The organism is Azohydromonas lata NBRC 102462 (assembly GCF_001571085.1).
Taxonomy (GTDB): Bacteria; Pseudomonadota; Gammaproteobacteria; order Burkholderiales; family Burkholderiaceae_C; genus Azohydromonas; species Azohydromonas lata.
In genome coordinates, this window is sequence record NZ_BCTC01000043.1 from 1 (window position 1) to 22,995 (window position 22,995).

A 22,995-nucleotide genomic window follows, 5' to 3' on the forward strand; every position below is an offset into this window, starting at 1 on the left:
GCGGCATGGCGGTGCAGCAGGCCACGGCGCGGCTGTGGCTGGAGAAGACGGGCTGTCCCATCGTCGAAGGCTACGGGCTGTCGGAGACCTCGCCGTCCGTGTCCTGCAACCCGGTCAACAGCACGCAGTTCAACGGCACGATTGGCCTGCCGCTGCCCAACACCGAGCTGGCGCTGCTGGACGACGCCGGCCAGCCCGTGCCGGCGGGCCAGCCCGGGGAAATCGCCATACGCGGCCCGCAGCTCATGGCCGGCTACTGGCAGCGCCCGGACGAGACCGTCAAGGCCATGACGGCCGACGGCTTCTTCCGCACCGGCGACATCGGCACCATGGACGAGCGCGGCTACTTCCGCATCGTGGACCGCAAGAAGGACATGATTCTGGTGAGCGGCTTCAACGTCTATCCGAACGAGGTCGAGGACGTGCTCACCCAGTTGCCCGGCGTGCTGGAGTGCGCCGCGGTGGGCGTGCCCGACGGCCGCGCGGGCGAGGCGGTGAAGGTGTTCATCGTGAAGAAGGACCCGGCCCTCACCGAGGAGCAGGTGCGCGGCTTCTGCGAGGCCAACCTCACCGGCTACAAGCGGCCCAAGGTGGTGGAGTTCCGCAGCGACCTGCCCAAGTCGCCCGTGGGCAAGGTGCTGCGCCGCGAGCTGCGGGACGTGCAGCCGCCGCAAAAAGTCGGTTCCTGACGGCGATTGCGCCGGACCGGCTCAATGCATCAGCATCTTCACGCCCACGAGCACCAGCACGATTGAAATCGCGCCCTGCACGAATTTCATCGGCAGCCGCGTGCCCACCAGCGAGCCCAGCAGCACGCCGGGGACGGAGCCCAGCAGCAGATTGGTCATCAGCGTGGTGTCCACGTTGCCTATGAGCAGGTGGCCCAGGCCCGCGATCAGCGCCAGCGGGATGGCGTGCGCCAGGTCCGTGCCCACCAGCTTGTGCGAGTTCATGCGCAGCGGGTAGAGGTGGACCATCATCACCGTGCCCAGGGCGCCGGCGCCAATGGAGGTCAGCGTCACCAGCACGCCCAGCACGGCGCCGGCCACTGAGGTCAGCCAGCGCTGCAGCCGCCGGAACCACTGCGGCCGCTTGATGCGCTCGCGCTTGCCCACCTGGTGCAGCCAGGACTTCAGCAGCATGCCCACGGCCGTGATCATGAGCGCCACGGCCACGGCCTTGATGATCAGCCCGTCGCCCACGCGCTCCGCGCCGGACCACTGCATCCACGCCAGCGTCAGCGCCGCCGCGGGCAGGCTGCCTAAGGCCAGGCGGCGAACGATCTGCCAGTCCACCGTGCCGTGTCGCTGGTGCACGGCCACGCCGAAGAGCTTGGTGACGGCGGCCACCAGCAGGTCCGTGCCCACGGCCGTCTGCGGCGCGATGCCGAAGACCAGCACCAGGATGGGCGTCATCAGCGCGCCGCCGCCCACACCGGTGAGGCCAACCACGACGCCCACCAGCAGACCGGACAGGGTCGTCGGTGCATCCAAACTCATGCGCATCCTCCGGGTCATTGCTTCTGGACAAGGGCCGTCATGCTAGGGCCGGGATTGGCGTGCCCGGCCCCGCGACTGGGGCACACTTGCGCCGCGATGAATCCTCGAATGCATGTGGCGCTGGCGATCTCGGCCGGTGCGGAAATCGATTTGCCCGACAGCGCGGCCCGGCACGTTCAAGTGCTGCGGCTGCAGCCGGGCGCGGAAGTGACCCTCTTTGACGGCCGCGGCGGCCAGTGGCGCGCGCAGGTGCTGCACATGGGCAAGCGCTCGGTGAGCGTGCAGGTGCTGCAGCACGTGGCGCTGGAGCGCGAGCTGCCCATGGCGGTGACGCTGGCGATGGGCGTGCCGGCCAACGACCGCATGGACTCCCTCGTCGAGAAGGCCACCGAGCTGGGCGTGGCCGCCATACAGCCGCTGCTCATGGAGCGCTCCGTGCTGCGCCTGGCCGACGAGCGCGCCGCGCGCAAGGTGGCGCACTGGCAGGCCGTGGCCGAGGCCGCGTGCGAGCAGTGCGGCCGCAACCGCGTGCCCGTGCTGCTGCCCATGCGCACGCTGCACGAGTGGCTGCAGCTCGACCCCGAGCCCGCCCAGCGCCTTGTGCTCAGCCTGGGCCCGGACACGCAGCCCCTGCCCCGCGTGGTGACGCAGCCCGCGGCGCAGCCGCTGACGCTGCTCAGCGGCCCGGAAGGCGGCCTCTCCGCGGTGGAGGAAGCCACCGTGCGCGACCACGGCTTCCAGCCCGTGACGCTGGGCAGCCGCGTGCTGCGCGCCGACACGGCGCCGCTGGCCGCCCTGTCCTGGCTGGGCGTGGCCGCCGTCGCCGCGGGCTGAGCCGGCGGGCAGCAAGGCCTTCTACAAATCGCGCGCAGAACCGCGGCGGGGTCCGACCGTCTTGCAGGGTGCATCGTTCAGAAATCTGAACAATGCCGCCCATTCAATGGGGCCCCAACGGGCACGTGAGTGAACAGTCGGCAAACGGTGGGCTGCGGCTTATTCGCCTGAGGGCGGATTGGCGTCCGCCTCGCGCCGCGCCGAGCCGGCCACGAGGTCAAACCGGAACAGCCGGCACTCGATGGGGCCGTTCCACATGGGCACGCGGCGGCTTTCCTTCAGCCGCATGAGCGAGGGCAGCTTCATGTCCGGCGTGAGCACCCAGGCGGTCCAGCCGGCGTACTGGCGCTTCCAGTGCGAGGCCAGCCCGGAGAAGAAGGCCGAAGAGGAGCCGCCGCCTTCGAAACTCTCGCGCGCCGCGGCCGGTGCCTGGCCTTGGCCCTTGGGCGCCAGACGCTCGCCGTAGGGCGGGTTGAGCATGAGCACGCCCGCATCGGCCGGCGCCGGGCGCTGCAGCGCGTCGGCGGTCTTGAACTGGATGGCGTGGGCCACGCCGGCCCGCTCGGCGTTGCGGGTGGCGAAGTCCGTCATGCGGAAGGCCACGTCGCCGGCGAACACCTCGACTTTCGGCGCGTGCACCGCCGCGCGCGCGGCCTGCTGCAGCTCGCGCCACTGCGGCAGCAGCTCGTGGAAAGGTCCAAGGCGCTCAAAGGCAAAACGGCGCAGCGAGCCCGGCGCCACGCCGCAGGCCAGCTGCGCCGCCTCGATGGCGATGGTGCCCGCACCGCAGCACGGGTCCAGCAGCGGCGCGTCGCCCTCGAGGCCCTGCCAGCCGGCGGCGGCCAGCATGGCCGCGGCCAGCGTCTCCTTCAGCGGCGCCTCGCCCTGCACCTCGCGCCAGCCGCGCTTGAAAAGCGCCTCGCCGGAGAGGTCCACGTACAGCATGGCCTGCTCGGGGCCCAGGTGCAGGGCCAGCGGCAGGTCGGGGAATCGCGTGTCCACGCTTGGGCGCTCGCCCGCGTGCTCGCGCATCACGTCGCACACGGCGTCCTTGATGCGCAGGTTGGCGAAGTTCAGGCTGCGCAGCGGCGAGCGCTGCGCCGTGCTGTCCACGCGCAGCGTCTGGCGCGGCGTGATCCATTCCTCCCACGGCACGCTGCGCGCCATGTCGTAGAGGTCTTGCTCGTCGTGATAGGGGCCCCAGACGAGCTCCAGCAGCACGCGCTGCGCCAGGCGGCTGTGCAGGTTGAGCTGCATGGCCACGCGCAGGTCGCCGTGCACGCGCACGCCGCCGCGGAGCGTCTCGATGTCGCGCTCGTCCAGCGCGGTGATGCGCCGCACCTCGTCGGCCAGCAGCGGCTCCACGCCGGCGGCGCAGGGCAGGAAAAGAACAGCAGCGGCGGTCATGCGGCAAACCTCGGCAACAGCGCCCGGCCACGCCTGCGGCCGGGATGGGCTGCCTCGGCAGCCCGGGAAATGATCAGGGCCGGCAGGCCACCCGCGGCGCGGGCGGCCGGGCCGGCGGCAAACGGCAATGCGCGCGGCCGCGGATTCGCGGCGCACGCCCGGGGGCTTACAGCTCCTTGCGCAGGTTGGCCGGCGCGATCTTGAGCGCTTCGCGGTACTTGGCCACCGTGCGCCGTGCCACCTGGATGCCCTGCTCCTCCAGCATGGCGCTGAGCTGGCTGTCGGAGAGAGGCTTCTTGGTGTCCTCGGCGCTGATGAACTGCTTGATCAGCGCCCGCACCGCCGTGCTGGAGGCGTTGCCGCCGGCATCGGTGTTGAGCGAGGAGCCGAAGAAGTACTTGAGCTCGAAAGTGCCGTAGGGCGTGGCCATGTACTTGGCCGTGGTCACGCGCGAGATGGTGGACTCGTGCAGGCCCAGCTCGTCGGCGATCTCGCGCAGCACCAGCGGCTTCATGGCGATCTCGCCGTGGGTGAAGAAGGCCTTTTGCCGCTCCACGATGGCGGTGGACACGCGCAGGATGGTGTCGAAGCGCTGCATGATGTTTTTCATGAACCAGCGCGCCTCCTGCAGCCGCGCCGACAGCCCCGAGCCCGACCCGTTGCGCTGCCCGCGTATGGCTTGGGCGTAGAGGTCGTTGATGCGCAGCTTGGGCATCACGTCCGGGTTGAGCACCACCTTCCAGCCGCGGCCGGCCTTCTGGATGATGACGTCGGGAACGACGATGTTGGCCTCGGCCCGCGTGAAGGGCCGCCCCGGCTTGGGCTCGCAGCCGCGGATGAGCGACTGCGCCTCGCGCAGCGTGTCCTCGTCGGCATGGGTGAGCGCCATGAGGCGGCGCGTGTCGCGCCGCGCCAGCAGCTCCAGGTGGTCGCGGCACACGGCCAGCGCCACGGCCTGCGCCGCGCAGGGCTGCCGCGTCTGCAACTGCAGCACCAGGCACTCGGAGAGGCCGCGCGCGCCCACGCCGGTGGGCTCCATGCTCTGCAGCCAGCGCAGCGCGCAGCGCAGACGGCCCAGCAGGTCCTCGCGCTGCTCCTCCAGCTCCTCGCCCTCGCCGGGGACGAGCTGCGCGGCGATCTCCTCCAGCGGGTCGGCGAGGTAGCCGTCCTCGTCCAGCGACTCGATGAGCACGTGCACCGCGGCGGCGTCCTCGGCGGAGAGCCGCATGCCCAGCAGTTGCGCGCGCAGGTGTTCCTGCAGCGACAGCCCGCCGCCGCCGCGCTCCTGGGGCTCGAAATCCTCGTCGCCGCTGGCACCGGCGCTGGCCGGCGTTTCGCGGATGCCGTCGAAGTCGTCGCGCTCGGTGCCGTTTTCCCAGTCCTCGCGCTCGGTGGCGCCGAACTCGGCGCTGTCCACGCCGCCCACGTCGGCGTCGTCGCGGCCGTCGGTGTCGTCGCGCTCGGCGCGTTCGGTGGCGGCGTCGCTGCTGGTGCGCTCAGGCGCGGCGGCGCGGTCCAGTGCCTGCTCGTAGGCCGGCACGCCGTCGTCGTCGGTTTCCAGGAAGGGGTTTTGTTCGAGCATCTGCTCGACTTCCTGGTGCAGCTCCAGAGTGGAGAGCTGCAGCAGCCGTATGGACTGCTGGAGCTGGGGTGTGAGCGCCAGGTGCTGCGACAGCCGGACTTGCAAGGACGGTTTCATGGCTTCCCCAACTGCATGGCGTTGATTTCGTTCACATCCGGAAGTGCTCGCCGAGGTAGACCTTGCGCACGTCGGCGTTCTCGACGATCTCCAGCGGCGTGCCTTCGGCCAGCACCCGCCCCTCGCTGATGATGTAGGCGCGGTCGCAGATGCCTAGCGTCTCGCGCACGTTGTGGTCGGTGATGAGCACGCCAATGCCGCGTGCCTTGAGAAATCCGATGATTCGCTGGATCTCGATCACGGCAATGGGGTCCACGCCGGCAAAGGGCTCGTCCAGCAGGATGAAGCGCGGCTGCGTGGCCAGCGCGCGGGCGATCTCCACGCGGCGGCGCTCGCCGCCGGAGAGCGCTGGCGCCGGGCTGTGGCGCAGCTTTTCTATGCTCAGCTCGTCCAGCAGCGACTCCAGCTTCTCGCTGATGGCCGCGGGCTTGAGCGGGCGGCCCTGCGCGTCGAGCTGCAGCTCCAGCACGGCGCGCACGTTCTCTTCCACCGTGAGCTTGCGGAAGATGGACGCCTCCTGCGGCAGGTAGGACAGGCCCAGCCGCGAGCGCTGGTGGATGGGGCGCTCCTGCACCTCCTGCCCGTCTATGAGGATGCGCCCGGCATCCGCGCGCACCAGGCCCACCACCATGTAGAAGGTCGTGGTCTTGCCCGCGCCGTTTGGGCCCAGCAGCCCAACCACTTCGCCCGCACCCACGGCCAGGTGCACTTCCTTGACGACCTGGCGCGCTCCGTAGCGCTTTTGCAGCCCGTGGGCTTCAAGCCGGCTGTCGGCGGGCTGCGTGTCCGCCACGGCGTTGATGGCGGCGTTCATCAGCGCGAGCCGCCGGCGGCGGCGCCGGACGCGGCCGGGGGCGGCGGGGTCAGCACTGCGCGCACGCGGCCACCGGCGGCGTTGTCGCCGGCCACGTTGAAAAGCTCGGCGCGGTTGTCGTAGGTGATGAGGTTGCCGGTGATCTCGTCGGCGGTGGTGCTGCCGCGCAGGCGGCGCACCTTGGCGTTGCCGGTGAGCTTGACCAGGTCGCTGCGGCTGTCGTAGTCGATGCGGTCGGCGTTGCCTTCGATGAACTCGTCCAGCCCTTCGCGCTTCTGGCGGAAGTAGGCCTGCGTGCTCGGCACGCCCAGGGCGACGGCGGTGCGGTGGCCCTCGCCCACCTCGCGCAGCTCCATGCGCTCGGCCGTGATGCGCATGGTGCCCTGCGTCACCACCACGTTGCCGTTGAAGACCACGACCTGCTTTTGCATGTCCACCGTGCCCGGCTTGTTGGCCTCGATGACCAGGGGCTGGTTGCGGTCGGCCTTGTCGGCCTGGGCAGCGCCGCCGGCCAGGGCCAGCGCGGCGCTCATGCAAAGGGTAAGAAGGCGGTATGGGCTCATAAGGGCACGAAACTTGCAGGCCATTCTAGCCACAGTTCGTGCCCCGCGTGTCGCTCACGCGCGGCTTGGTCGGGAAAAGCCCGCAGCCGGCAGCTTGTCACGGCCGGGGCTGGTAAGTGCTCAACCGGTCTTGCGCACGACGCCAATGAGGTATTCGGTCGCGGCCAGGGCCCGCTCGTTGGAGCCGGCCAGCGACCCGGAGGTGAAGAAGCGGCCCTGCACGCCCAGGGAGGGCACGCCGTCAATCTTGTAAGCCTCGGACAGCGCCTTGGCTTGGCGCACCTTGGTGGCCACGCCGAAGGACTTGAAGGTTTCCGCGAACTTGGCGCCGTCCAGGCCGTTCTCGGTGGCGAAGGCGACGATGTCGGCCTCCTTGTCCAGGCGCTTGTGCTGCTGGTGGATGGCGGCAAAGACCTTGCGGTGCATGGCCTCGACCTGCTGCATGGCCTCCAGCGCGTAGAACAGCTTGGCGTGCGTTTCGTGCAGCGCCGTGAAGGCCACGGGCACCCGGCGGAAGGCCACGTCGGCGGGCACCTTCTTGCTCCACGCGTCGAGCTGGGGCTCGAAGGCGTTGCAGTGCGGGCAGCCGTACCAGAAGAACTCGACCACTTCGATCTTGCCCGGCGTGCCGGCGGGCACCGGGGTGGCCAGCTTCACGAAGTCCTTGCCTTCGACGAAGCCGCCCTGCGCCCGCGCGGCGGGCGTGGCGCCCAGGGCCAGACCGGCCAGAACGAGGGCGGAGCTGAATTCACGACGTTTCATGTGCGGGTATTCCTCGATTCAGCGGCCGCAGCGGGGGATGCGGCCCGCGCGGCCGGGATGTATGCCGGTTGTCTCCTGGCGCTCAACGCTCCACGCGCACCAGGGCCGATTCGATGGTGCTGCCGCGCAGGCGGTCCTGCGTCATCTCGGCCTCTTCCTTGCGTTCATAGGGGCCCAGGCGCACGCGGAAGACGGTGCGGCCGGACTGCTCGCGCTCGGTGACGCGGGCCGTGTAGCCCAGCATCGCCAGCCGCGCGCGCTGCTGTTCCGCGTCTTCCACGCGGGAGAAGGCGCCCACCTGAACGAAATACGTGAACGCATCAGCCTCGGCGCGGGTGGACCGCGACGACGAAGAAGTTGAAGGATTGGTCACCGACGGCGGCGTGGCCGTGTCGCCGCCGGAGAGGATGGCCGCGGGGTCGCGCGTGGACTTGGCCGCCGGCGGCTGCGCGGGCGTGGCCGGCGTCGTGGAAGCGCGCGGGCGCTCGGCGGGGGTGGCCGGAGCCTGCGGCGCGGGCGGCACGGCCGGGGCCGTGGCCGTGCCGCGAGGGGGCTCGGCCGGCGTCGTCGGCGTGGAAGGCAGCGGCGCGACGCCGCCGTTGTCCGGCGCCGGCGGCGTGGCCGGCTGCTCCACCGGCGGCACGGGCGGGCGCTTGCCGGCCAGCGGGGCGTTCGGGTCCCAGCGCTTGTTGCGTTCGGCCTCGGCGGCCTCCTGCTCCGGCGTGCGCTGCGGCACCTTGTCCACGAAGGGCACGGGCACCTTGGTCACGTACAGCGCCACGCCCAGCGCCAGCCCAAGGCCGACCAGCAGCCCAATGATGATGCCCAGGCCGAAGCCGCCCTTCTGGTAGCGCTTCATGGCTGCTCGGCAGCGGCCTCTTCACCGCGCTGCATGGACTGCGGCGCCGACACGCCCAACAGCGCCAGCGCATTGCGCAGCACCTGGCGCGTGGCCGACAGCAGCGCCATGCGCGCGCCGGCCAGCGCGACGTCATCGACCAGGAAGCGCTCGGCCGCGTAGTAGCTGTGGAAGGCGGCGGCCACGTCGCGCAGGTAGAAGGCGATGTCGTGCGGCGCGAGGTCGGCCGCGGCGCGCTCCAGCACCTGCGGGAGCTCGGCGAGCTTCATCATCAGCGCCAGCTCCGTGGGAGCGGCCAGCAGCGAGAGGTCGGCATCGGCGGGCACGTCCCGGCCGAACTGCGCCAGCACCGAGCAGATGCGCGCATGGGCGTACTGCACGTAGAAGACGGGGTTCTCGTCGCTGTGCTTGAGCGCGAGGTCCACGTCGAAGACGAACTCGGTGTCGGCCTTGCGGCTGATGAGGAAGAAGCGCACCGCGTCGCGGCTGGTCCAGTCGATGAGGTCGCGCAGCGTCACGTAGCTGCCGGCGCGCTTGGAGATCTTGACCTCCTGGCCGCCCTTCATGACCGTGACCATCTTGTGCAGCACGTAGTCGGGGAAGCCTTGCGGAATGCCCACGCCCGCGGCCTGCAGCCCGGCGCGCACGCGCGCGATGGTGCCGTGGTGGTCGCTGCCCTGGATGTTCACGACCTTGGTGAAGCCCCGTCCCCACTTGTTGATGTGGTACGCGACGTCGGGCACGAAGTACGTGAAGGTGCCGTCGGACTTGCGCATGACGCGGTCCTTGTCGTCACCGTAGTCCGTGGAGCGCAGCCACAGCGCGCCGCCCTCTTCGAAGGTCTTGCCGGCGTCGATGAGCTTTTGCACCGCTTCTTGCACCTTGCCCGTCGTGTACAGGCTCGATTCCAGGAAGTAGTTGTCGAAGCGCACCCCGAAGGCTTGCAGATCCAGATCCTGCTCGTGGCGCAGGTAGGCCACGGCGAACTGGCGGATGCTGTCGAGGTCCGCGGGGTCGCCAGAGGCGGTGAAGGCGCGGTCGTCGGCGGTGACGGTCTTGCCGGCCTGGAAGTCGGCGGCGATGTCGGCGATGTAGTCGCCGTTGTAGGCGGCATCGGGCCACTGTTCGTCGCCGGGCTTCAAGCCCTGCAGCCGCGCCTGCGTGGAGGCGGCCAGGGTGCCGATCTGCACGCCGGCGTCGTTGTAATAGAACTCGCGCGTGACGTCCCAGCCCTGCGCCTCGAACAGGTTGCAGATGGAGTCGCCCAGCGCCGCCTGGCGGCCATGGCCCACGTGCAGCGGGCCGGTGGGGTTGGCGGAGACGAACTCCACCATCACGCGCTGGCCGTTGGCGGCCTTGCGGCCGAAGCCCTCGCCACCGTCCCGTATCTCAGCCACGACCTGCTGCTTGGCCGCGGGCGCCAGGCGCAGGTTGATGAAGCCCGGCCCGGCAATTTCCACCGCCTGCACCCAGCGCTGCACGGCCGGCTGGGCCTGCAGCGCCTGGACGAGCTGTTGGGCGAGCTCGCGCGGGTTCTTCTTGAGCGACTTGGCCAGCGCCATGGCGGCGGTGACGGCCAGGTCGCCGTGCGAGGCCTGCTTGGGAGACTCGAAACTGAGTTGCGCGGGCACGTCGGCCCCGAGTTCTGCGACGGCTGCGCGCAGCGCGGCGAGCAGCTCCTGCTTGGCTTGGATCATCGGCCGATTCTACGAGGCGGGGTCCGCACCCCCGCCGCGCAGCGCCACAATGGCCCGGCCATGTCCGCCCAAGCTCCCGTCGCCCCCTCGGCCGCGCCGCTGCCCGCGGCCATAGGCAAATACCGCGTGCTGGCCCGCTTGGGCGAAGGCGCCACCAGCGAGGTGTTCCTCGCCCGCGACGACTTCCAGGGCCGCGACGTCGCCATCAAGCGCGTGCACCCGGCCACGCTGTTGGGCGCCGACGCCGCCTCGCCGCAGTTGCAGGCGCGCTACTTCGCCGCCGAGGCGGCGCTGGTGGGCAAGCTGCAGCATCCCAACGTGGTGCAGATCCTGGACGCGGTGCCGGACCCGGTCTCGCCCTACTTGGTGATGGAGTACGTCAGCGGCACCACGCTGCGCCACTTCTGCAGCCCGCACCGGCTGCTGTCGCTGGAGCAGATCGTGGAGATCGGCTTCAAGTGCGCCATGGCGCTGGGCTACGTCTACCGCCAGGGCTTCATCCATCGCGACGTCAAGCCGGCCAACGTGCTGGCGCAACTGCAGCGCGATCAGGTGGTGGACATCAAGCTCAGCGACTTCGGCAGCGCGCTGCAGCTCGAATCGGACCGCACGCAGGTGTTCCGCGTGGGGTCGCTGTCCTACGTGTCGCCCGAGCAGCTCGACGGCGTGGCGCTGGACGCGCGCGCGGACATGTACTCGTTGGGCGCCGTGCTCTACCACCTCATCAGCGGCCGCCCACCCTTCGAGGCGCCCACGCAGGCGGCGCTGATGGCGCAGATCTACACGGCCGAGCCGCCGCCGCTGGCCTCGCTGCGCGAGGGCGTGCCTGCGGCGCTGGAGTCGCTGGTGCGCGACGCGCTGGCCAAGCGGCCGCAGCAGCGCCCGGCCGACTGGGACGCCTTCGCGCAGCGCCTGGCCGAGCTGGTGTCCCAGCGGCTCATCCCGCTTGGGCGGCTGCAGGGACCGCTGGATTCCGAGCGCTTCAACCTGCTGCGCACGCTGGAGTTCTTCGGCGAGTTCGACGACGTGGCGCTGTGGGAAGTGGTGCACCGCGCGCGCTGGCAGCGCTTCCCGGCCGGGCACGCGCTCTACCGCAAGGGGCAGCAGGGAACGAGCTTTCACATCCTGGCCCAGGGCGAGGTGGACGTGCTGCGCGACGGCGAGGTCACGGCGCGGCTGGGCGCGGGCACTTCGGTGGGCGAGATGGCCTACCTCGCTCCCAGCCCCGAGCTGCGCACCTACAGCTCCGACGTGCTGGTGACGCAGCCCAGCGTCACCGTGAGCTTCACGCCGGACACGCTGCAGCAGCTCAGCGCCAGCACGCGGCAGCTTTTCGATGCGGCTTTCATCCGCGTGCTGGTGCGGCGGCTGCATGCCGCGCACGAGGCGCTGGCCCACCCGCGGCGCATCGTCTGAGGGAAATCGCCTGCGGACTTGTGCCCAGTGGCGGCGCGGCGCCAGCGTGCTTCAATGCCCCGCGGCCCGTCGCCGCGCACCGAGGAAGGAGAGCCCAATGACCAAAGCCCCGCTGGCCTGGCTGCTGGCCGCCTGCGCCTTCGCCGCCCACGCGGCCGACCCCGCGGCTGATCCCGCGGCCAAGACCGACAAGGCCGCCGAGAAGGCACCCACGACGCAGCAAAGCAAGATGAAGGCATGCAACGCCCAAGCCGATGGCAAGAAGGGCGACGAGCGCAAGGCCTTCATGAAGGAATGCCTCTCTGCCAAGTCGGACGCCTCCACCGCCCAGCAAAGCAAGATGAAGGCATGCAACGCCCAGGCCGATGGCAAGAAGGGCGACGAGCGCAAGGCCTTCATGAAGGAGTGCCTGAGCAAGAAGGCGTGACGGCCGCCGCCGTCGCCCAACCGACAGCCCGGCACCGCCGGGCTTTTTCATGGCCGCCGCAGGCCGCCGGGCCGCCGCGGCTTCAGCCCGCGGCCGATTGCCAGTACTGCGGGTCGCCCCAGCTGTGCTTGAGGAAGTCGATCCACAGCCGCACGCGCAGCGGCAGGTGGCGGCGCTGCGGGAACACGGCGTAGATGCCGTTGGGCGGCGCGGCGAATTCGTCCAGCACGCTCACCAGCGTGCCGCGCGCCATCTCCGCCTCCACTTCCCAGGTGCTGCGCCAGGCCAGGCCCAGGCCGGCCAGGCACCACTGGTGCAGCACCTGGCCGTCGCTGCAGTCCAGCCGCCCGCTTGGGCGCAGGTGCAGCAGCGCGCCGTCCACCACGAAGGCCCAGCCGCGCGTCTGGCTGGCCTCGGAGCTCAGCGTCAGGCACTCGTGGCGCTGCAGCTCCGAGGGGTGCTGCGGAACGCCCGCGCGGCGCAGGTACTGCGGCGCGGCCACGCAGCGGCGGCGGTTGTCGGCCAGGCGCACGCTCACCAGGCTGGAGTCGGGCAGGTCACCCACGCGCACGGCGCAGTCGTAGCCTTCGTTGACGATGTCCACCACCCGGTCGCTGAGGTTGAGCGACAGGCTCACCTCCGGGTGCTGGGCCAGGAAGCGTGGCACCAGCGGCGCGACGTGGCGTCGGCCAAAGCCCGCCGGCGCCGTGATGCGCAGGTGGCCGCTGGCCTTGACGCCCCCGGCGCTCACGCTGGCCTCGGCGTTGGCCAGGTCCACCAGCAGCCGCTGCGCGTCCTCCAGGAAGGCGCTGCCTTCGTGCGTGAGCGTGATGCGCCGCGTGGTGCGCAACAGCAGCTTGACGCCCAAGCGCTCCTCCAGCGCATCGATGCGCCGGCCGATGACGGCCGGGGCCACGCCTTCAGCCTGCGCTGCCGCGGTGAGGCTGCCCTTGGTGGCCACGGCGACGAAGGATTCGATCTGCTTGAGACGGTCCATGGTCAAAACTGGTGCATGCCAGCGGCGTAATAAACGCAAGTTAGGCAGTCACTCATGATTGAAACAGAAGCAATGGTGAGGAGCGTACCGCAGTGTCGGCAGCATCTTTGCGTGGAAGTCACGAATCTTTAGCAAATTCAGTTCTTAATGTATTCAATCTGATGGAATAAATTTCAGGCATGGATGCCTCCGTCACGCCGCGCGCGGTGCTTTTCGATGCCTACGGGACGCTGTTCGACGTCTACAGCGTCTCGCTGGCGGCCGAGCAGCTCTTCGCCGGCCGCGGCGAGGCGCTGGCGCAGTTGTGGCGCGACAAGCAGATCGAGTACACGCGGCTGCTGACCATGAGCGGGCGCTATCAGCCCTTCTGGGACCTCACCCGCGCCGGCTTGCGCTTCGCGGCGCAGCGCCTGGGCCTGCCGCTGTCGGCGGCCGACGAGGAGCGGCTGATGAACCAGTACCGCCACCTCAGCGCCTTCCCCGAGAACATGGAAGTGCTGCGCACGCTGCGCGAGCGCGGCATACGCGCGGGCATCCTGAGCAACGGCGATCCGGAGATGCTGGGCGTGGCGTTGCGCAGCGCGGGCTTCAGCGACCTGATAGATCCGCTGCTGTCCGTGCACGCGGTGCGCCGCTTCAAGACCGATCCGGCCGCCTACGCGCTGGGCCCGCAGGCCCTGCAGTTGCCCGCGCGCCAGATTCTTTTCGTATCCAGCAACGGCTGGGACGCCATCGGCGCCACCTGGTACGGCTACACCACGCTGTGGGTCAACCGTGCCGGGTTGCCGCTGGACCCGCTGGACACCGAGCCCACGCGTCGCGGCAGCAGCCTGCGCGACGTGCTGGCCTTCTTTCCCGAGTGATTTCTCTTTCCTACTGCGAGCCCAACATGACTGCACGCACCAACGTTCATCGCCTCCAGGTTGCCACCGAGCTGTACCGCTTCGTCGAGGAGCAGGTCCTGCCCGGCACCGGCATAGACAGCGCGCGCTTTTGGGCCGGCTTCGACGCCATCGTGGCCGATCTGGCCCCGCGCAATGCCGCCTTGCTGGCCGAACGTGACCGCCTGCAGACCGAGCTCGACAACTGGCACCGTGCCAACCCGGGCCCCATCCAGGACATGGCCGCCTACCGCGGCTTCCTGGAGTCCATCGGCTACCTGCTGCCCCAGCCCGCGGGCGCCAAGGCCACCACCACCAACGTGGACGCCGAGCTGGCCCTGCAGGCCGGCCCGCAGCTGGTGGTGCCCATCCTCAACGCCCGCTACGCCCTCAACGCCGCCAACGCCCGCTGGGGCTCGCTGTACGACGCCCTCTACGGCACGGACGCGCTGCCCGAGACCGACGGCGCCGAGAAGGGCAAGGGCTACAACCCGGTGCGCGGCCAGCGCGTGATCGAGTTCGCCCGCAACTTCCTGGACCAGGCCGCCCCGCTGGCGCAGGGCTCGCACCGCGACGCCACGGCCTACCGCATCGAAGGCGGCGCCCTGGCCGTCACGCTCCAGGACGGCACCCGCGCCGCGCTGGCCGACCCCGCGCAACTGGTGGGCTGGCAGGGCGAGGCCGCCGAGCCCTCCTCCGTGCTGCTGGTGCACAACGGGCTGCACGTGGACATCCGCATCGACCGCTCCACGACCATCGGCGCCTCCGACGCCGCCGGCGTGAGCGACCTGGTGCTCGAAGCCGCGCTGTCCACCATCCTGGACCTGGAAGACTCCGTCGCCGCGGTGGACGCCGCCGACAAGACCCTGGGCTACAGCAACTGGCTGGGCATCATCAAGGGCACGCTCACCGAGGAAGTCGCCAAGGGCGGCAAGACCTTCACCCGCGGCCTGAACGCGGACCGCATCTACAACGGTCCCAACGGCGAAGTTCGCCTGCACGGCCGCTCGCTGATGTTCCTGCGCAACGTCGGCCACCTGATGACCAACCCGGCCATCCTGTGGGGCGACGAGGGCCGCGAGATCCCCGAAGGGATCATGGATGCCGTCATCACCACCGCCATCGCGCTGCACGACCTGCAGGGCCACGGCGCCAACGGCCTGCGCAACTCGCGCACGGGCTCGGTCTACATCGTCAAGCCCAAGATGCACGGCCCGGTGGAAGTGGGCTTCGCCGACGAGCTGTTCGGCCGCGTCGAGGAGCTTCTGGGCCTGCCCAAGCACACGGTCAAGCTGGGCATCATGGACGAGGAGCGCCGCACCAGCGTGAACCTGCAGGCCTGCATCGCCGCGGCCGCCTCGCGCGTGGCCTTCATCAACACCGGCTTCCTGGACCGCACCGGCGACGAGATGCACACCGCCATGCAGGCCGGCCCCATGCTGCGCAAGGGCGACATGAAGACCAGCGCCTGGATCCAGTCCTACGAGCGCAACAACGTGCTGGTGGGCCTGGCCTGCGGGCTGCGCGGCCGCGCCCAAATCGGCAAGGGCATGTGGGCCATGCCCGACCTGATGGCCGCCATGCTGGAGCAGAAGATCGCCCACCCCAAGGCCGGCGCCAACACCGCCTGGGTGCCCTCGCCCACGGCCGCCACGCTGCACGCCCTGCACTACCACCAGGTCAAGGTTTCGGACGTGCAGCAGGCGCTGGAGAAGATCGACGCCGCCGCCGAGCGCGACACCATCCTCGCCGGGCTGCTGACCATCCCCGTGGTGGCCGAGGCCCAGTGGAGCGCCGCCGAGATCCAGCAGGAGCTGGACAACAACTGCCAGGGCATCCTGGGCTACGTCGTGCGCTGGGTGGACCAGGGCGTGGGCTGCTCCAAGGTGCCTGACATCCACAACGTCGGCCTGATGGAAGACCGCGCCACGCTGCGCATCTCCAGCCAGCACATCGCCAACTGGCTGCACCACGGCGTGACCAGCCGCGAGCAGGTCATGGAAACGCTGCAGCGCATGGCCCGCGTGGTGGACGAGCAAAACGCCGGCGACGCGCTCTACAAGCCCATGGCCGGCAACTTCGACACCAGCGCCGCCTTCAAGGCCGCCTGCGACCTGGTGTTCGAAGGCCTGTCGCAGCCCAGCGGCTATACCGAGCCGCTGCTGCACGCCTGGCGCCTGAAGGTCAAGGCCGGCACGGCCTGATCCTCAAGGCCGAGCCCGCGTCGCCCGCCGTGACAACGCGCGGGCGGCCGGGTTGACCGGAAAAGCAAAGAGGCCGCGTCAGCGGCCTCTTTGTCTTTGCGGGGGACGGTTCATCCGTCCTGCCCGGGCGCCGTGCCGGCGCCACTGCGCCAGCGCTGGCGCAGCCACCACAGCGCGCTCACGAGCACGTAGGCGGCCAGCCCCGTGAGCGTGGCCATGAGCGCCAGGCCCAGCAGCAGCGGCTTGCCCACGCTGCGCAGCCGCTCCCACAGGCTGCTCCACCAGGAGCCGCCGGGGGCAGCCTCGGCTTGCGGCGCGGGCCCCGTGGCGAGCACGGCCGGCGCGGCGGCCAGCGGCTCGTCCAGCACCGTGGCGCCCAAGCGCCAGGCGGCGTAGTACAGCGGCGCCACGGTGACCGGATTGGTCACCAGTGTGCTCACCACCGCCGTGGGCAGATTGGCACGCAGCAGCACCGCGGCGGCCGCCGACAGCGGCATCTGCGCAATGGGAATGAGCAGGCCGAAGAAGAGGCCTATGGCCAGGCCCAGCGCGATGGCATGGCGGTTGACGCTCCAGAGGACTGGATGCGTGATCGACGGCCCAAGCCAGCGCAGCCATCGGTGCCGCTGCAGCGTTTGCGGCGTGGGCCGCCAGCGGCCAAAACGGGCTGCGGCCTTGAGGGCAAGGCGATCGACGGGCAGGTGCAGGCGCATGGGTTCAAGCATGTCACCAAGCGATGAGCCGTGCTTCGCCCATTGGTGCCCCGCGGCAGGGGGAATTCACAGTTCCGCCATCGCTTGGCGGCCCGCTGCTGGAGGCGCGACAGGCAGCGGCGGGTAGGGACGGCTGCCTAGAATCCCCGCCACCATGGAGAACATTCCCCAAACCTGCGAGGTGTTGGTAGTAGGTGCCGGACCGGCTGGCAGTGCCTGTGCGCAGATGCTCGCGCGCACGGGGCTGGACGTGCTGCTGGTGGACGAACACGACTTCCCGCGCGACAAGGTGTGCGGCGACGGCCTGATCCCGGACGCGCTGGCGGCGCTGCGCCGCTTGGGCGTGTACGAGGAGGTGTTGGCGCGGGCGCAGCGCGTGTCGCACGTGGCCTGCATCGGCTCGCGCGGCGGCCGCGTGGACGTGCCCGGCACGCTGGCCGTGCTGCCGCGGCGCGAGCTGGACATGATCCTGTGCACGGCGGCGCGCCGCGCGGGCGCGCGCTGGCTGGCGCCGGCGCGCTTCGAGGCGCCGCTGCTCGACGGCGAGCGCGTCATCGGCGCGCGCTTGCAGGTGGGCGGCCAGGCGCTGGAGGTGTCGGCGCGCTGGGTGGTGCTGGCCACGGGGGCGCGAGCGCAGGCGCTCATCGCCTCGGGGCTGTGCGAGCGCCACACTCCCTCCGGCGTGGCGCTGCGCGCCCACGTGCGCCATGCGTCGCTGGCGCAGCGGCTGCACGCCATGGAGGTGGTGTGGCACCGCCGGCTGCGCGGCGGCTACGGCTGGATATTCCCGGGGCCTGACGGCGTATTCAACATCGGCACCGGCCTGCTGGGCAGCCACCAGGCCGACGCACAGGGCCACGGCCACAAGCAGCCCATGAACCTGCGCCGGCTCTTCGACGACTTCTGCGAGGTCTACGCGCCTGCGCGCGAGCTCATGGCGGGCGGCCAGATCGTGGGCGAGATCAAGGGCGCGCCGCTGCGCTGCTCGCTCACCGGCGCACGCTGGTCGCGCCCGGGCATGCTGGCCTGCGGCGAGGCCGCGGGCAGCACCTACGCCTTCACCGGCGAAGGCATTGGCAAGGCCATGGAGACGGGACTGCTGGCGGCGCAGGCGCTGCAGTCACAGCAACCGGAGTCGCTCACCGACGCGCAAGTGCGCCAGCGCTACGAGGAGTCGCTGCGCGCGCTGCACCCGCGCTTTGCGCTCTACGAGAAGGCCAACCGCGTCAACAACCATCCCTGGCTGGCCGACCTGGTCATCTGGCGCGCGCAGCGCAGCCCGGCCATCCTCAAGCGCCTGAGCGGCGTGCTGGAGGAGCGCACCAACCCCGGCCACCTGCTGAGCGTGCGCGGGCTCATGAAGCTGCTCGTGGCCAGCCAGTAGACGGACCCCACTCAAGGAGCAGGCCCGCAGCCTGCTCCACAATTCGTCGCCATGTGCCAGCTCCTGGGGATGAATGCCAATACGCCGACCGACGTGATGTTCAGCTTCACCGGGCTGGCCACGCGTGCGCACGAGCACAAGGACGGTTTTGGCATCGCGTTTTTCGAAGACCGCGGCGTGCGGCTGTTCGTGGACCACTACGGCGCGCGCCAGTCGCCGGTGGCCGAGCTGCTGCAGCGCTGTCCCATACGCAGCCGCAACGTCATCGCCCACATCCGCAAGGCCACGCAGGGGCGCATCGCGCTGGAGAACACGCACCCCTTCATGCGCGAGCTCTGGGGCCGCTACTGGGTGTTCGCCCACAACGGCGACCTGAAGCAGTTCGAGCCGCGGCTGCACGGCGCCTTCCGCCCCGTGGGCGACACGGACAGCGAGCGCGCCTTCTGCTGGCTGATGCAGGAGCTGGCCAAGGCCCATGCCAGCGTGCCGGCGCTGCCGGAGCTCACGCGCACGCTGTCGGAGCTGGTGCCGCAGCTCAACGCGCAGGGCAGCTTCAACTTTTTGCTTTCCAACGGGCAGGCGCTGTGGGCGCACGGCTCGACGCGGCTGTTCTGGCTGCAGCGCCGCCACCCCTTCCGCCCAACGCGGCTGCGCGACGAGGATTTGACCGTGGACTTCGCCCAGCTCACCACGCCGCAGGACCGCGTGGCCGTGATCGCCACCGAGCCGCTGACCGCCGACGAGGAGTGGACGGCTTTCGAGCCGGGCGAGCTGCGCCTGTTCATCGACGGCGCGCCGGCCTGAAGCGGCGCGTCCGGCGCTGCGCGGGCATACGCTCAGAGGCTGCCGTAACCCTGCCGCGCGTCTTGCAGCTTCTCCTGCACGCGGTGAGCCATCTCCAGCAATTTCTCGGGCTGCAGGCCTATGGGAGCGGCCACGCGCTGCACGGTGGGTTTCAGGGCGGCGGGATCCTGCATCAGGCAGTACGCCAGCGCCGACAGGGCCAGCACCGTCGCGCGTTGAGACCCATCGGGCAACGCCGCCCCCTGCTGCACCGCCACGTGGTGGCGCACGCTGGCCACGGCAGGACCGGCCAGGCCCCAGCTCTCGCATAGGGCCGCGCCCAACGCGGCATGGCTCACGCCGAAGCGGTCGCGCTCCAGCTTGACCAGCGTCACGTCGTCCTGGCCGGCGGCCTGCAACATGGCCCGGTAAGGCGCACAGGCATGGCGGAACAGCACGGCCTTGCCGCATTCCTCGAACAGCCCGGCCGAATGCGCGGCCCAAGCGTCGACCAGACCCAGGCGCTGCGCCATGCGGCCCATGATCAACCCGCGCCGCACCGCGCGGCGCCACACCGGCTCCAGCTCGTGCGCGGCCGGGAAAACGGCGCGCAAGCCGATCTCGAAAGTGATGGCCGCCACCTCGCGCAGGCCCAGGTAGGTAAGCGCCTGGTGCACCGTCTGCACGCGCCCACGCAGCCCGTACAACGATGAATTGACCGCGCGCAGCACGGCCGCGGCCAACGCCATGTCGGTTTCTATGAGGGCCGAAACGGCCGGCAACGCCACTTCCTCCTGGGCCAGCAGCGGCGTGAGCTGGGCCAGGGCGTGGGGTTGGGTAGGAATGTCGATGTCGAGGCGACGCAATGCAGGATCGACGGGCATGTCACGACTCTGCTGTGCAATGTAAGCATGGTAAGCGGGCCGGCGCTCGTGCCAATGCCCGCGCGGCTTAAAGCCGTAACGCGTCCAGGCCGGTCTTGAGGATGAGCACGCTCACCACGGCGATGAAGGCCACCCGCACGAAGCCCGCGCCGTGGCGCAGCGCCAGCCGCGTGCCCAACAGGCTGCCGCCCACGTTGGCCACTGCCAGCACCGGCGCCACGTGCCACCAGACGTGCCCCTTGGGCGCAAACAGCGCCAGCGCCGCGACGTTGGTGGCCAGATTGAGCAACTTGGCGCTGGCCGAGGCGTGCAGGAAGTCGTAGCCCAGCACGCGGACGAACAGAAACACGAAAAAGCTGCCCGTGCCCGGTCCGAAGAAGCCGTCGTAAAAACCCACCACCGCGCCCACCGCCGCGGCGGCCAGCGCCTCATGGTGGCCCACGAAGCGCGGCTTGTGCGTGCGGCCCAAGTCCTTGCGCATGAGCGTGTAGGCCAGCACCGCCACCAGCACCAGCGGCAGCGCACGCTTGAGGCCCGTCGGGTCCACCTGCGTGACGGCCCAAGCACCGGTGAAGGCCGCCAGCAGCGCCGCCGCCACGGCCGGCCACAGCGCACGCATGTTGAGCTTCACGCGGCGCGCGTACTGGCTGTAGGCCCAGGCCGTGCCCCACACCGAAGCGCTCTTGTTGGTACCCAGCAGCGTTGCGGGCACCGCCTGCGGATAAACCGCGAACAGCGAAGGCGTGAGCACCAAGCCGCCGCCGCCCACGATGGCGTCAATGAAACCAGCCAAGGCCGACGCCATGGCAACCAACAGCAAATCAGACATCGGGAACAACCACTGCCGCGGCGCAAAGCGCACCGCGGTGAGACGGGGAAGAGAAACGACAGGGACGAAAAAAAGGCGCCGGATGAACCGGCGCCTTTGAATTGTGACAGCGGGCCGCCTTCCGGGCGGCGCTTCGCTCACTTGATTGAGTCGTTCTGAAAAGTCTCCTCGGCCTCCGTCCAGACAGCGCCTGCCAAGGGGGCGGCGCTGCTGCGAGTGGGTGCACTGTAATCATTGCCTGTGATGCCAACATCGGTATTTACCCGATTCGCTGTGTCGTCAGACGTCGCATCACGTATCCATTGCGCGGCGCGCTCGGCAATCATGAGCGTGGGCGAGTTGGTGTTGCCGCTGGTGATGATGGGCATCACGCTGGCATCGGCCACGCGCAGTCCGCGCATGCCGCGCAGGCGCAGCCGGCTGTCGACCACCGCCATTGCGTCGTCGACGCGTCCCATGCGGCAGGTGCCCACGGGGTGGAAGATGGTGGTGCCTATGTCGCCGGCCAGGCGCGCAAGCTCCTCGTCGCTCTGGAACTGCACGCCGGGGCGGAACTCCTGCGGCGCATGGGGCGCCAGCGCCGGCATGCCGACGATGCGCCGCGTCAGGCGCAGCGACTCGGCGGCGATGCGGCGGTCCCGCTCGGTGCTGAGGTAGTTGGCGCGAATGGAGGGCGCCTGCGCAGGGTCGGTGGAGACGATATGCACGTGACCGCGCGAGCTGGGATTGAGGTTGCAGACGCTGGCGGTGAAGGCATCGAATGCGTGCAGCGGCTCGCCGAAGGCGTCCAGCGACAGCGGCTGCACGTGGTACTGCAGGTCCGGCCAGGGCTGCGACGGGTCCGAGCGCGTGAAGGCGCCCAACTGCGAGGGCGCCATGCTCATTGGGCCGCTGCGCTTGAGCAGGTATTCCAGGCCGATGCGCGCCTTGCCCGCGAGCGAGCCGGCCAGCGTGTTGAGCGTGCGCACGCCACGCACCTTGAACACGGCGCGGATCTGCAAGTGGTCCTGCAGGTTGCCGCCCACGCCAGGCAGTTCGTGACGCACCTCCAGACCCAGACCGTGCAGCAGCGGCGCCGGACCTATGCCGGAGTGCTGCAGCAGTGCCGGCGTGCCAATGGCGCCGCTGCAAAGCACCACTTCACGCGCGGCGCGCACGCGCAGCGGCGCACTGCCACCGCCCAGCCGCATCTCAATACCGGTGGCGCGCTGCACGCCGTCGCCATCGCGCTCCAGCAGCACGTGCGTGACGGTGGCGCCGGTCTGCACGTGCAGGTTGGGGCGGCGCCGTGCCGGCTTCAGGAAAGCTTTGGCCGCGTTCCAGCGCACACCGCCACGCTGGTTGACCTCGAAATAGCCCACACCTTCGTTATTGCCGCGGTTGAAATCCGCCGTGGCCGGGATACCGGCCTGCTGCGCCGCCCGTGCGAAGGCATCCAGGATGTCCCAGCGCAGCCGCTGACGCTCCACGCGCCACTCGCCGCCTGCGCGCGCGCCGCTGGAGTCCAGTCCCGGCGCGGCGTGCATGTCGTCGGCGCCGCGCCAGTGATCCTCGTGGCGCAGGAAGTAGGGCAGGCACTGCTCCCAGGCCCAGGCCGAGTCGCCGCAGTCCTGCGCCCATTGGGCGTAGTCGCGGGCCTGGCCGCGCATGTAGATCATCCCGTTGATGCTGGAGCAGCCGCCCAGTACCTTGCCGCGCGGGTAGCGCAGCCGGCGACCGTTGAGCCCAGGGTCGGCCTCGGTGTGGAAAAGCCAGTCCGTGCGCGGGTTGCCTATGCAGTAGAGGTAGCCCACGGGGATGTGGATCCACAGGTAGTTGTCGCGTCCGCCCGCCTCCACCAGCAGCACGCGCCGTGCGGGGTCGGCACTGAGCCGGTTGGCCAGCAGGCAGCCGGCCGTACCGGCGCCCACGACGATGTAGTCGTAGAGGGAGCTTGTCTCGCCGCTCATGATTTTTATTGATGGAAACCCGGCGCGCGTTTAGTGCGCCGAGAAGGAGCATGCCTTGTTTCCGTGCACTGAAACAGGAATCCGGTAGGCGTAGGAAAATTGGCTCAACAGCGATGGGAAGGCCGTGGACAAAGGATTTTTTGGCTTTTTTGCCGCGGGCGATCAAGGGTGAGTTGCTCTCGCTACCTGTCGTTTTTGGAGCGCCGGGGCTAGAGCTATTGAGGGTCTCCCGAGGCTGCTACGGGTTTTCACTCAACCCGCAATACAACATTTAACTTCCGCAGGGCGTGTGGCGCGAAAAGATTCCTTGATAATGGTTCGCCTGTGTCTGGATGCGGCGCCTTCGGTTGAGTGGTTCACGATGGGTTGAAGCTCCACATGGTATTGAGTGAGT

General features: G+C 69.9%; 21 protein-coding genes. 8 read left to right on the plus strand and 13 right to left on the minus strand.

From position 1 onward, the window contains the following. Positions 1 to 689, plus strand: a 689-nt coding sequence (locus ALA01S_RS15840; RefSeq protein ID WP_157119040.1) for an AMP-binding protein, incomplete at its 5' end; no start/stop codon positions are given. A gap of 21 nt (positions 690 to 710) precedes the next feature. Here the strand turns inward: ALA01S_RS15840 and ALA01S_RS15845 are convergent. Continuing rightward, the gene (locus ALA01S_RS15845) at positions 711 to 1,499 is read right to left on the minus strand and encodes a sulfite exporter TauE/SafE family protein (protein ID WP_066338043.1); all 789 of its coding nucleotides are present in this window, start codon (positions 1,497 to 1,499) and stop codon (positions 711 to 713) included. Positions 1,500 to 1,607: 108 nt separating this feature from the next. On the opposite strand from ALA01S_RS15845, the gene ALA01S_RS15850 reads away from it, so the two are divergent. Beyond that, positions 1,608 to 2,333, plus strand: coding sequence for a 16S rRNA (uracil(1498)-N(3))-methyltransferase (locus ALA01S_RS15850; RefSeq protein WP_238455824.1), 726 nt, complete (start codon positions 1,608 to 1,610; stop codon positions 2,331 to 2,333). A 159-nt stretch (positions 2,334 to 2,492) separates the two neighbouring features. Here ALA01S_RS15850 and ALA01S_RS15855 read toward each other — a convergent pair whose 3' ends face one another. From ALA01S_RS15855 to argS, 7 genes are all read right to left on the minus strand, one after another. After that, positions 2,493 to 3,740, minus strand: a complete 1,248-nt coding sequence (locus ALA01S_RS15855) for a THUMP domain-containing class I SAM-dependent RNA methyltransferase (RefSeq protein ID WP_066337999.1) — start codon at positions 3,738 to 3,740, stop codon at positions 2,493 to 2,495. A gap of 166 nt (positions 3,741 to 3,906) precedes the next feature. Further along, on the minus strand, positions 3,907 to 5,439 hold the full coding sequence (locus ALA01S_RS15860; protein WP_066338001.1) for an RNA polymerase factor sigma-54: 1,533 nt from the start codon (positions 5,437 to 5,439) through the stop codon (positions 3,907 to 3,909). A 31-nt stretch (positions 5,440 to 5,470) separates the two neighbouring features. Further along, entirely contained in the window at positions 5,471 to 6,253 is a 783-nt protein-coding gene (gene lptB, locus ALA01S_RS15865; RefSeq protein WP_066338002.1) for an LPS export ABC transporter ATP-binding protein, read from the minus strand. Further along, the gene (lptA, locus tag ALA01S_RS15870; RefSeq protein WP_169805938.1) at positions 6,253 to 6,786 is read right to left on the minus strand and encodes a lipopolysaccharide transport periplasmic protein LptA; all 534 of its coding nucleotides are present in this window, start codon (positions 6,784 to 6,786) and stop codon (positions 6,253 to 6,255) included. Before lptA ends, lptB begins: the two co-directional genes overlap by 1 nt. 150 nt (positions 6,787 to 6,936) lie before the next feature. Next, on the minus strand, positions 6,937 to 7,578 hold the full coding sequence (locus ALA01S_RS15875) for a thiol:disulfide interchange protein DsbA/DsbL (protein WP_066338004.1): 642 nt from the start codon (positions 7,576 to 7,578) through the stop codon (positions 6,937 to 6,939). An 82-nt stretch (positions 7,579 to 7,660) separates the two neighbouring features. Then, positions 7,661 to 8,437: an SPOR domain-containing protein gene (locus ALA01S_RS15880; RefSeq protein ID WP_066338005.1), complete on the minus strand. Its 777-nt coding sequence runs from the start codon at positions 8,435 to 8,437 to the stop codon at positions 7,661 to 7,663. Then, positions 8,434 to 10,134, minus strand: coding sequence for an arginine--tRNA ligase (argS, locus tag ALA01S_RS15885; RefSeq protein ID WP_066338007.1), 1,701 nt, complete (start codon positions 10,132 to 10,134; stop codon positions 8,434 to 8,436). The genes ALA01S_RS15880 and argS overlap by 4 nt, the downstream gene beginning before the upstream one ends. A 60-nt stretch (positions 10,135 to 10,194) precedes the next feature. Here argS and ALA01S_RS15890 point away from each other — a divergent pair, with 60 nt between their 5' ends. Beyond that, on the plus strand, positions 10,195 to 11,550 hold the full coding sequence (locus tag ALA01S_RS15890) for a serine/threonine-protein kinase (protein ID WP_066338008.1): 1,356 nt from the start codon (positions 10,195 to 10,197) through the stop codon (positions 11,548 to 11,550). Positions 11,551 to 11,647: 97 nt separating this feature from the next. Further along, positions 11,648 to 11,977: a PsiF family protein gene (locus tag ALA01S_RS15895; protein WP_066338009.1), complete on the plus strand. Its 330-nt coding sequence runs from the start codon at positions 11,648 to 11,650 to the stop codon at positions 11,975 to 11,977. A gap of 82 nt (positions 11,978 to 12,059) precedes the next feature. On the opposite strand, the gene ALA01S_RS15900 is transcribed toward ALA01S_RS15895, so the two are convergent. Continuing rightward, positions 12,060 to 12,974, minus strand: a complete 915-nt coding sequence (locus ALA01S_RS15900; RefSeq protein WP_066338010.1) for a LysR family transcriptional regulator — start codon at positions 12,972 to 12,974, stop codon at positions 12,060 to 12,062. A gap of 179 nt (positions 12,975 to 13,153) precedes the next feature. Between ALA01S_RS15900 and ALA01S_RS15905 the strand changes: the two genes are divergently transcribed. Beyond that, on the plus strand, positions 13,154 to 13,837 hold the full coding sequence (locus ALA01S_RS15905) for a haloacid dehalogenase type II (RefSeq protein WP_066338011.1): 684 nt from the start codon (positions 13,154 to 13,156) through the stop codon (positions 13,835 to 13,837). Between the two features lie 26 nt (positions 13,838 to 13,863). Further along, a complete protein-coding gene (locus ALA01S_RS15910; protein ID WP_066338013.1) occupies positions 13,864 to 16,059 on the plus strand; it encodes a malate synthase G in 2,196 nt (731 codons plus the stop codon). A gap of 110 nt (positions 16,060 to 16,169) precedes the next feature. Here ALA01S_RS15910 and ALA01S_RS15915 read toward each other — a convergent pair whose 3' ends face one another. Continuing rightward, positions 16,170 to 16,784 carry a DUF2062 domain-containing protein gene (locus tag ALA01S_RS15915; protein WP_238455825.1) on the minus strand — a complete coding sequence of 205 codons (615 nt, stop codon included), beginning with the start codon at positions 16,782 to 16,784 and terminating at the stop codon, positions 16,170 to 16,172. Between the two features lie 142 nt (positions 16,785 to 16,926). Between ALA01S_RS15915 and ALA01S_RS15920 the strand changes: the two genes are divergently transcribed. Both ALA01S_RS15920 and ALA01S_RS15925 read left to right on the plus strand, forming a co-directional pair. Next, a complete protein-coding gene (locus tag ALA01S_RS15920) occupies positions 16,927 to 18,156 on the plus strand; it encodes an NAD(P)/FAD-dependent oxidoreductase (protein WP_066338014.1) in 1,230 nt (409 codons plus the stop codon). Positions 18,157 to 18,207: 51 nt separating this feature from the next. Then, a complete protein-coding gene (locus tag ALA01S_RS15925; RefSeq protein ID WP_066338015.1) occupies positions 18,208 to 18,960 on the plus strand; it encodes a class II glutamine amidotransferase in 753 nt (250 codons plus the stop codon). 32 nt (positions 18,961 to 18,992) lie between these two features. On the opposite strand, the gene ALA01S_RS15930 is transcribed toward ALA01S_RS15925, so the two are convergent. The 3 genes from ALA01S_RS15930 to ALA01S_RS15940 form a co-directional block, all read right to left on the minus strand. Next, positions 18,993 to 19,823, minus strand: coding sequence for an HDOD domain-containing protein (locus tag ALA01S_RS15930; RefSeq protein ID WP_066338016.1), 831 nt, complete (start codon positions 19,821 to 19,823; stop codon positions 18,993 to 18,995). A gap of 67 nt (positions 19,824 to 19,890) precedes the next feature. Then, complete coding sequence (locus ALA01S_RS15935; RefSeq protein ID WP_066338017.1) at positions 19,891 to 20,652, minus strand: sulfite exporter TauE/SafE family protein; 762 nt, start codon at positions 20,650 to 20,652, stop codon at positions 19,891 to 19,893. A gap of 137 nt (positions 20,653 to 20,789) precedes the next feature. After that, positions 20,790 to 22,601: a GMC family oxidoreductase gene (locus ALA01S_RS15940; RefSeq protein ID WP_084267620.1), complete on the minus strand. Its 1,812-nt coding sequence runs from the start codon at positions 22,599 to 22,601 to the stop codon at positions 20,790 to 20,792. Positions 22,602 to 22,995: the final 394 nt, after the last annotated feature.

Excerpts from the sequence above, each read along its gene's own strand:
- lptA (WP_169805938.1), bottom strand. The coding sequence starts at position 6,786 with ATGAGCGCCGCGCTGGCCCTGGCCGGCGGCGCTGCCCAGGCCGACAAG.
- ALA01S_RS15910 (WP_066338013.1), top strand. The coding sequence starts at position 13,864 with ATGACTGCACGCACCAACGTTCATCGCCTCCAGGTTGCCACCGAGCTG.
- ALA01S_RS15860 (WP_066338001.1), bottom strand. The coding sequence starts at position 5,439 with ATGAAACCGTCCTTGCAAGTCCGGCTGTCGCAGCACCTGGCGCTCACA.
- ALA01S_RS15925 (WP_066338015.1), top strand. The coding sequence starts at position 18,208 with ATGTGCCAGCTCCTGGGGATGAATGCCAATACGCCGACCGACGTGATG.
- ALA01S_RS15905 (WP_066338011.1), top strand. The coding sequence starts at position 13,154 with ATGGATGCCTCCGTCACGCCGCGCGCGGTGCTTTTCGATGCCTACGGG.
- ALA01S_RS15940 (WP_084267620.1), bottom strand. The coding sequence starts at position 22,601 with ATGAGCGGCGAGACAAGCTCCCTCTACGACTACATCGTCGTGGGCGCC.
- ALA01S_RS15845 (WP_066338043.1), bottom strand. The coding sequence starts at position 1,499 with ATGAGTTTGGATGCACCGACGACCCTGTCCGGTCTGCTGGTGGGCGTC.
- ALA01S_RS15855 (WP_066337999.1), bottom strand. The coding sequence starts at position 3,740 with ATGACCGCCGCTGCTGTTCTTTTCCTGCCCTGCGCCGCCGGCGTGGAG.
- ALA01S_RS15900 (WP_066338010.1), bottom strand. The coding sequence starts at position 12,974 with ATGGACCGTCTCAAGCAGATCGAATCCTTCGTCGCCGTGGCCACCAAG.
- ALA01S_RS15850 (WP_238455824.1), top strand. The coding sequence starts at position 1,608 with ATGCATGTGGCGCTGGCGATCTCGGCCGGTGCGGAAATCGATTTGCCC.
- ALA01S_RS15890 (WP_066338008.1), top strand. The coding sequence starts at position 10,195 with ATGTCCGCCCAAGCTCCCGTCGCCCCCTCGGCCGCGCCGCTGCCCGCG.
- ALA01S_RS15920 (WP_066338014.1), top strand. The coding sequence starts at position 16,927 with ATGGAGAACATTCCCCAAACCTGCGAGGTGTTGGTAGTAGGTGCCGGA.
- ALA01S_RS15935 (WP_066338017.1), bottom strand. The coding sequence starts at position 20,652 with ATGTCTGATTTGCTGTTGGTTGCCATGGCGTCGGCCTTGGCTGGTTTC.
- argS (WP_066338007.1), bottom strand. The coding sequence starts at position 10,134 with ATGATCCAAGCCAAGCAGGAGCTGCTCGCCGCGCTGCGCGCAGCCGTC.
- ALA01S_RS15875 (WP_066338004.1), bottom strand. The coding sequence starts at position 7,578 with ATGAAACGTCGTGAATTCAGCTCCGCCCTCGTTCTGGCCGGTCTGGCC.
- ALA01S_RS15930 (WP_066338016.1), bottom strand. The coding sequence starts at position 19,823 with ATGCCCGTCGATCCTGCATTGCGTCGCCTCGACATCGACATTCCTACC.
- lptB (WP_066338002.1), bottom strand. The coding sequence starts at position 6,253 with ATGAACGCCGCCATCAACGCCGTGGCGGACACGCAGCCCGCCGACAGC.
- ALA01S_RS15915 (WP_238455825.1), bottom strand. The coding sequence starts at position 16,784 with ATGCTTGAACCCATGCGCCTGCACCTGCCCGTCGATCGCCTTGCCCTC.
- ALA01S_RS15895 (WP_066338009.1), top strand. The coding sequence starts at position 11,648 with ATGACCAAAGCCCCGCTGGCCTGGCTGCTGGCCGCCTGCGCCTTCGCC.
- ALA01S_RS15880 (WP_066338005.1), bottom strand. The coding sequence starts at position 8,437 with ATGAAGCGCTACCAGAAGGGCGGCTTCGGCCTGGGCATCATCATTGGG.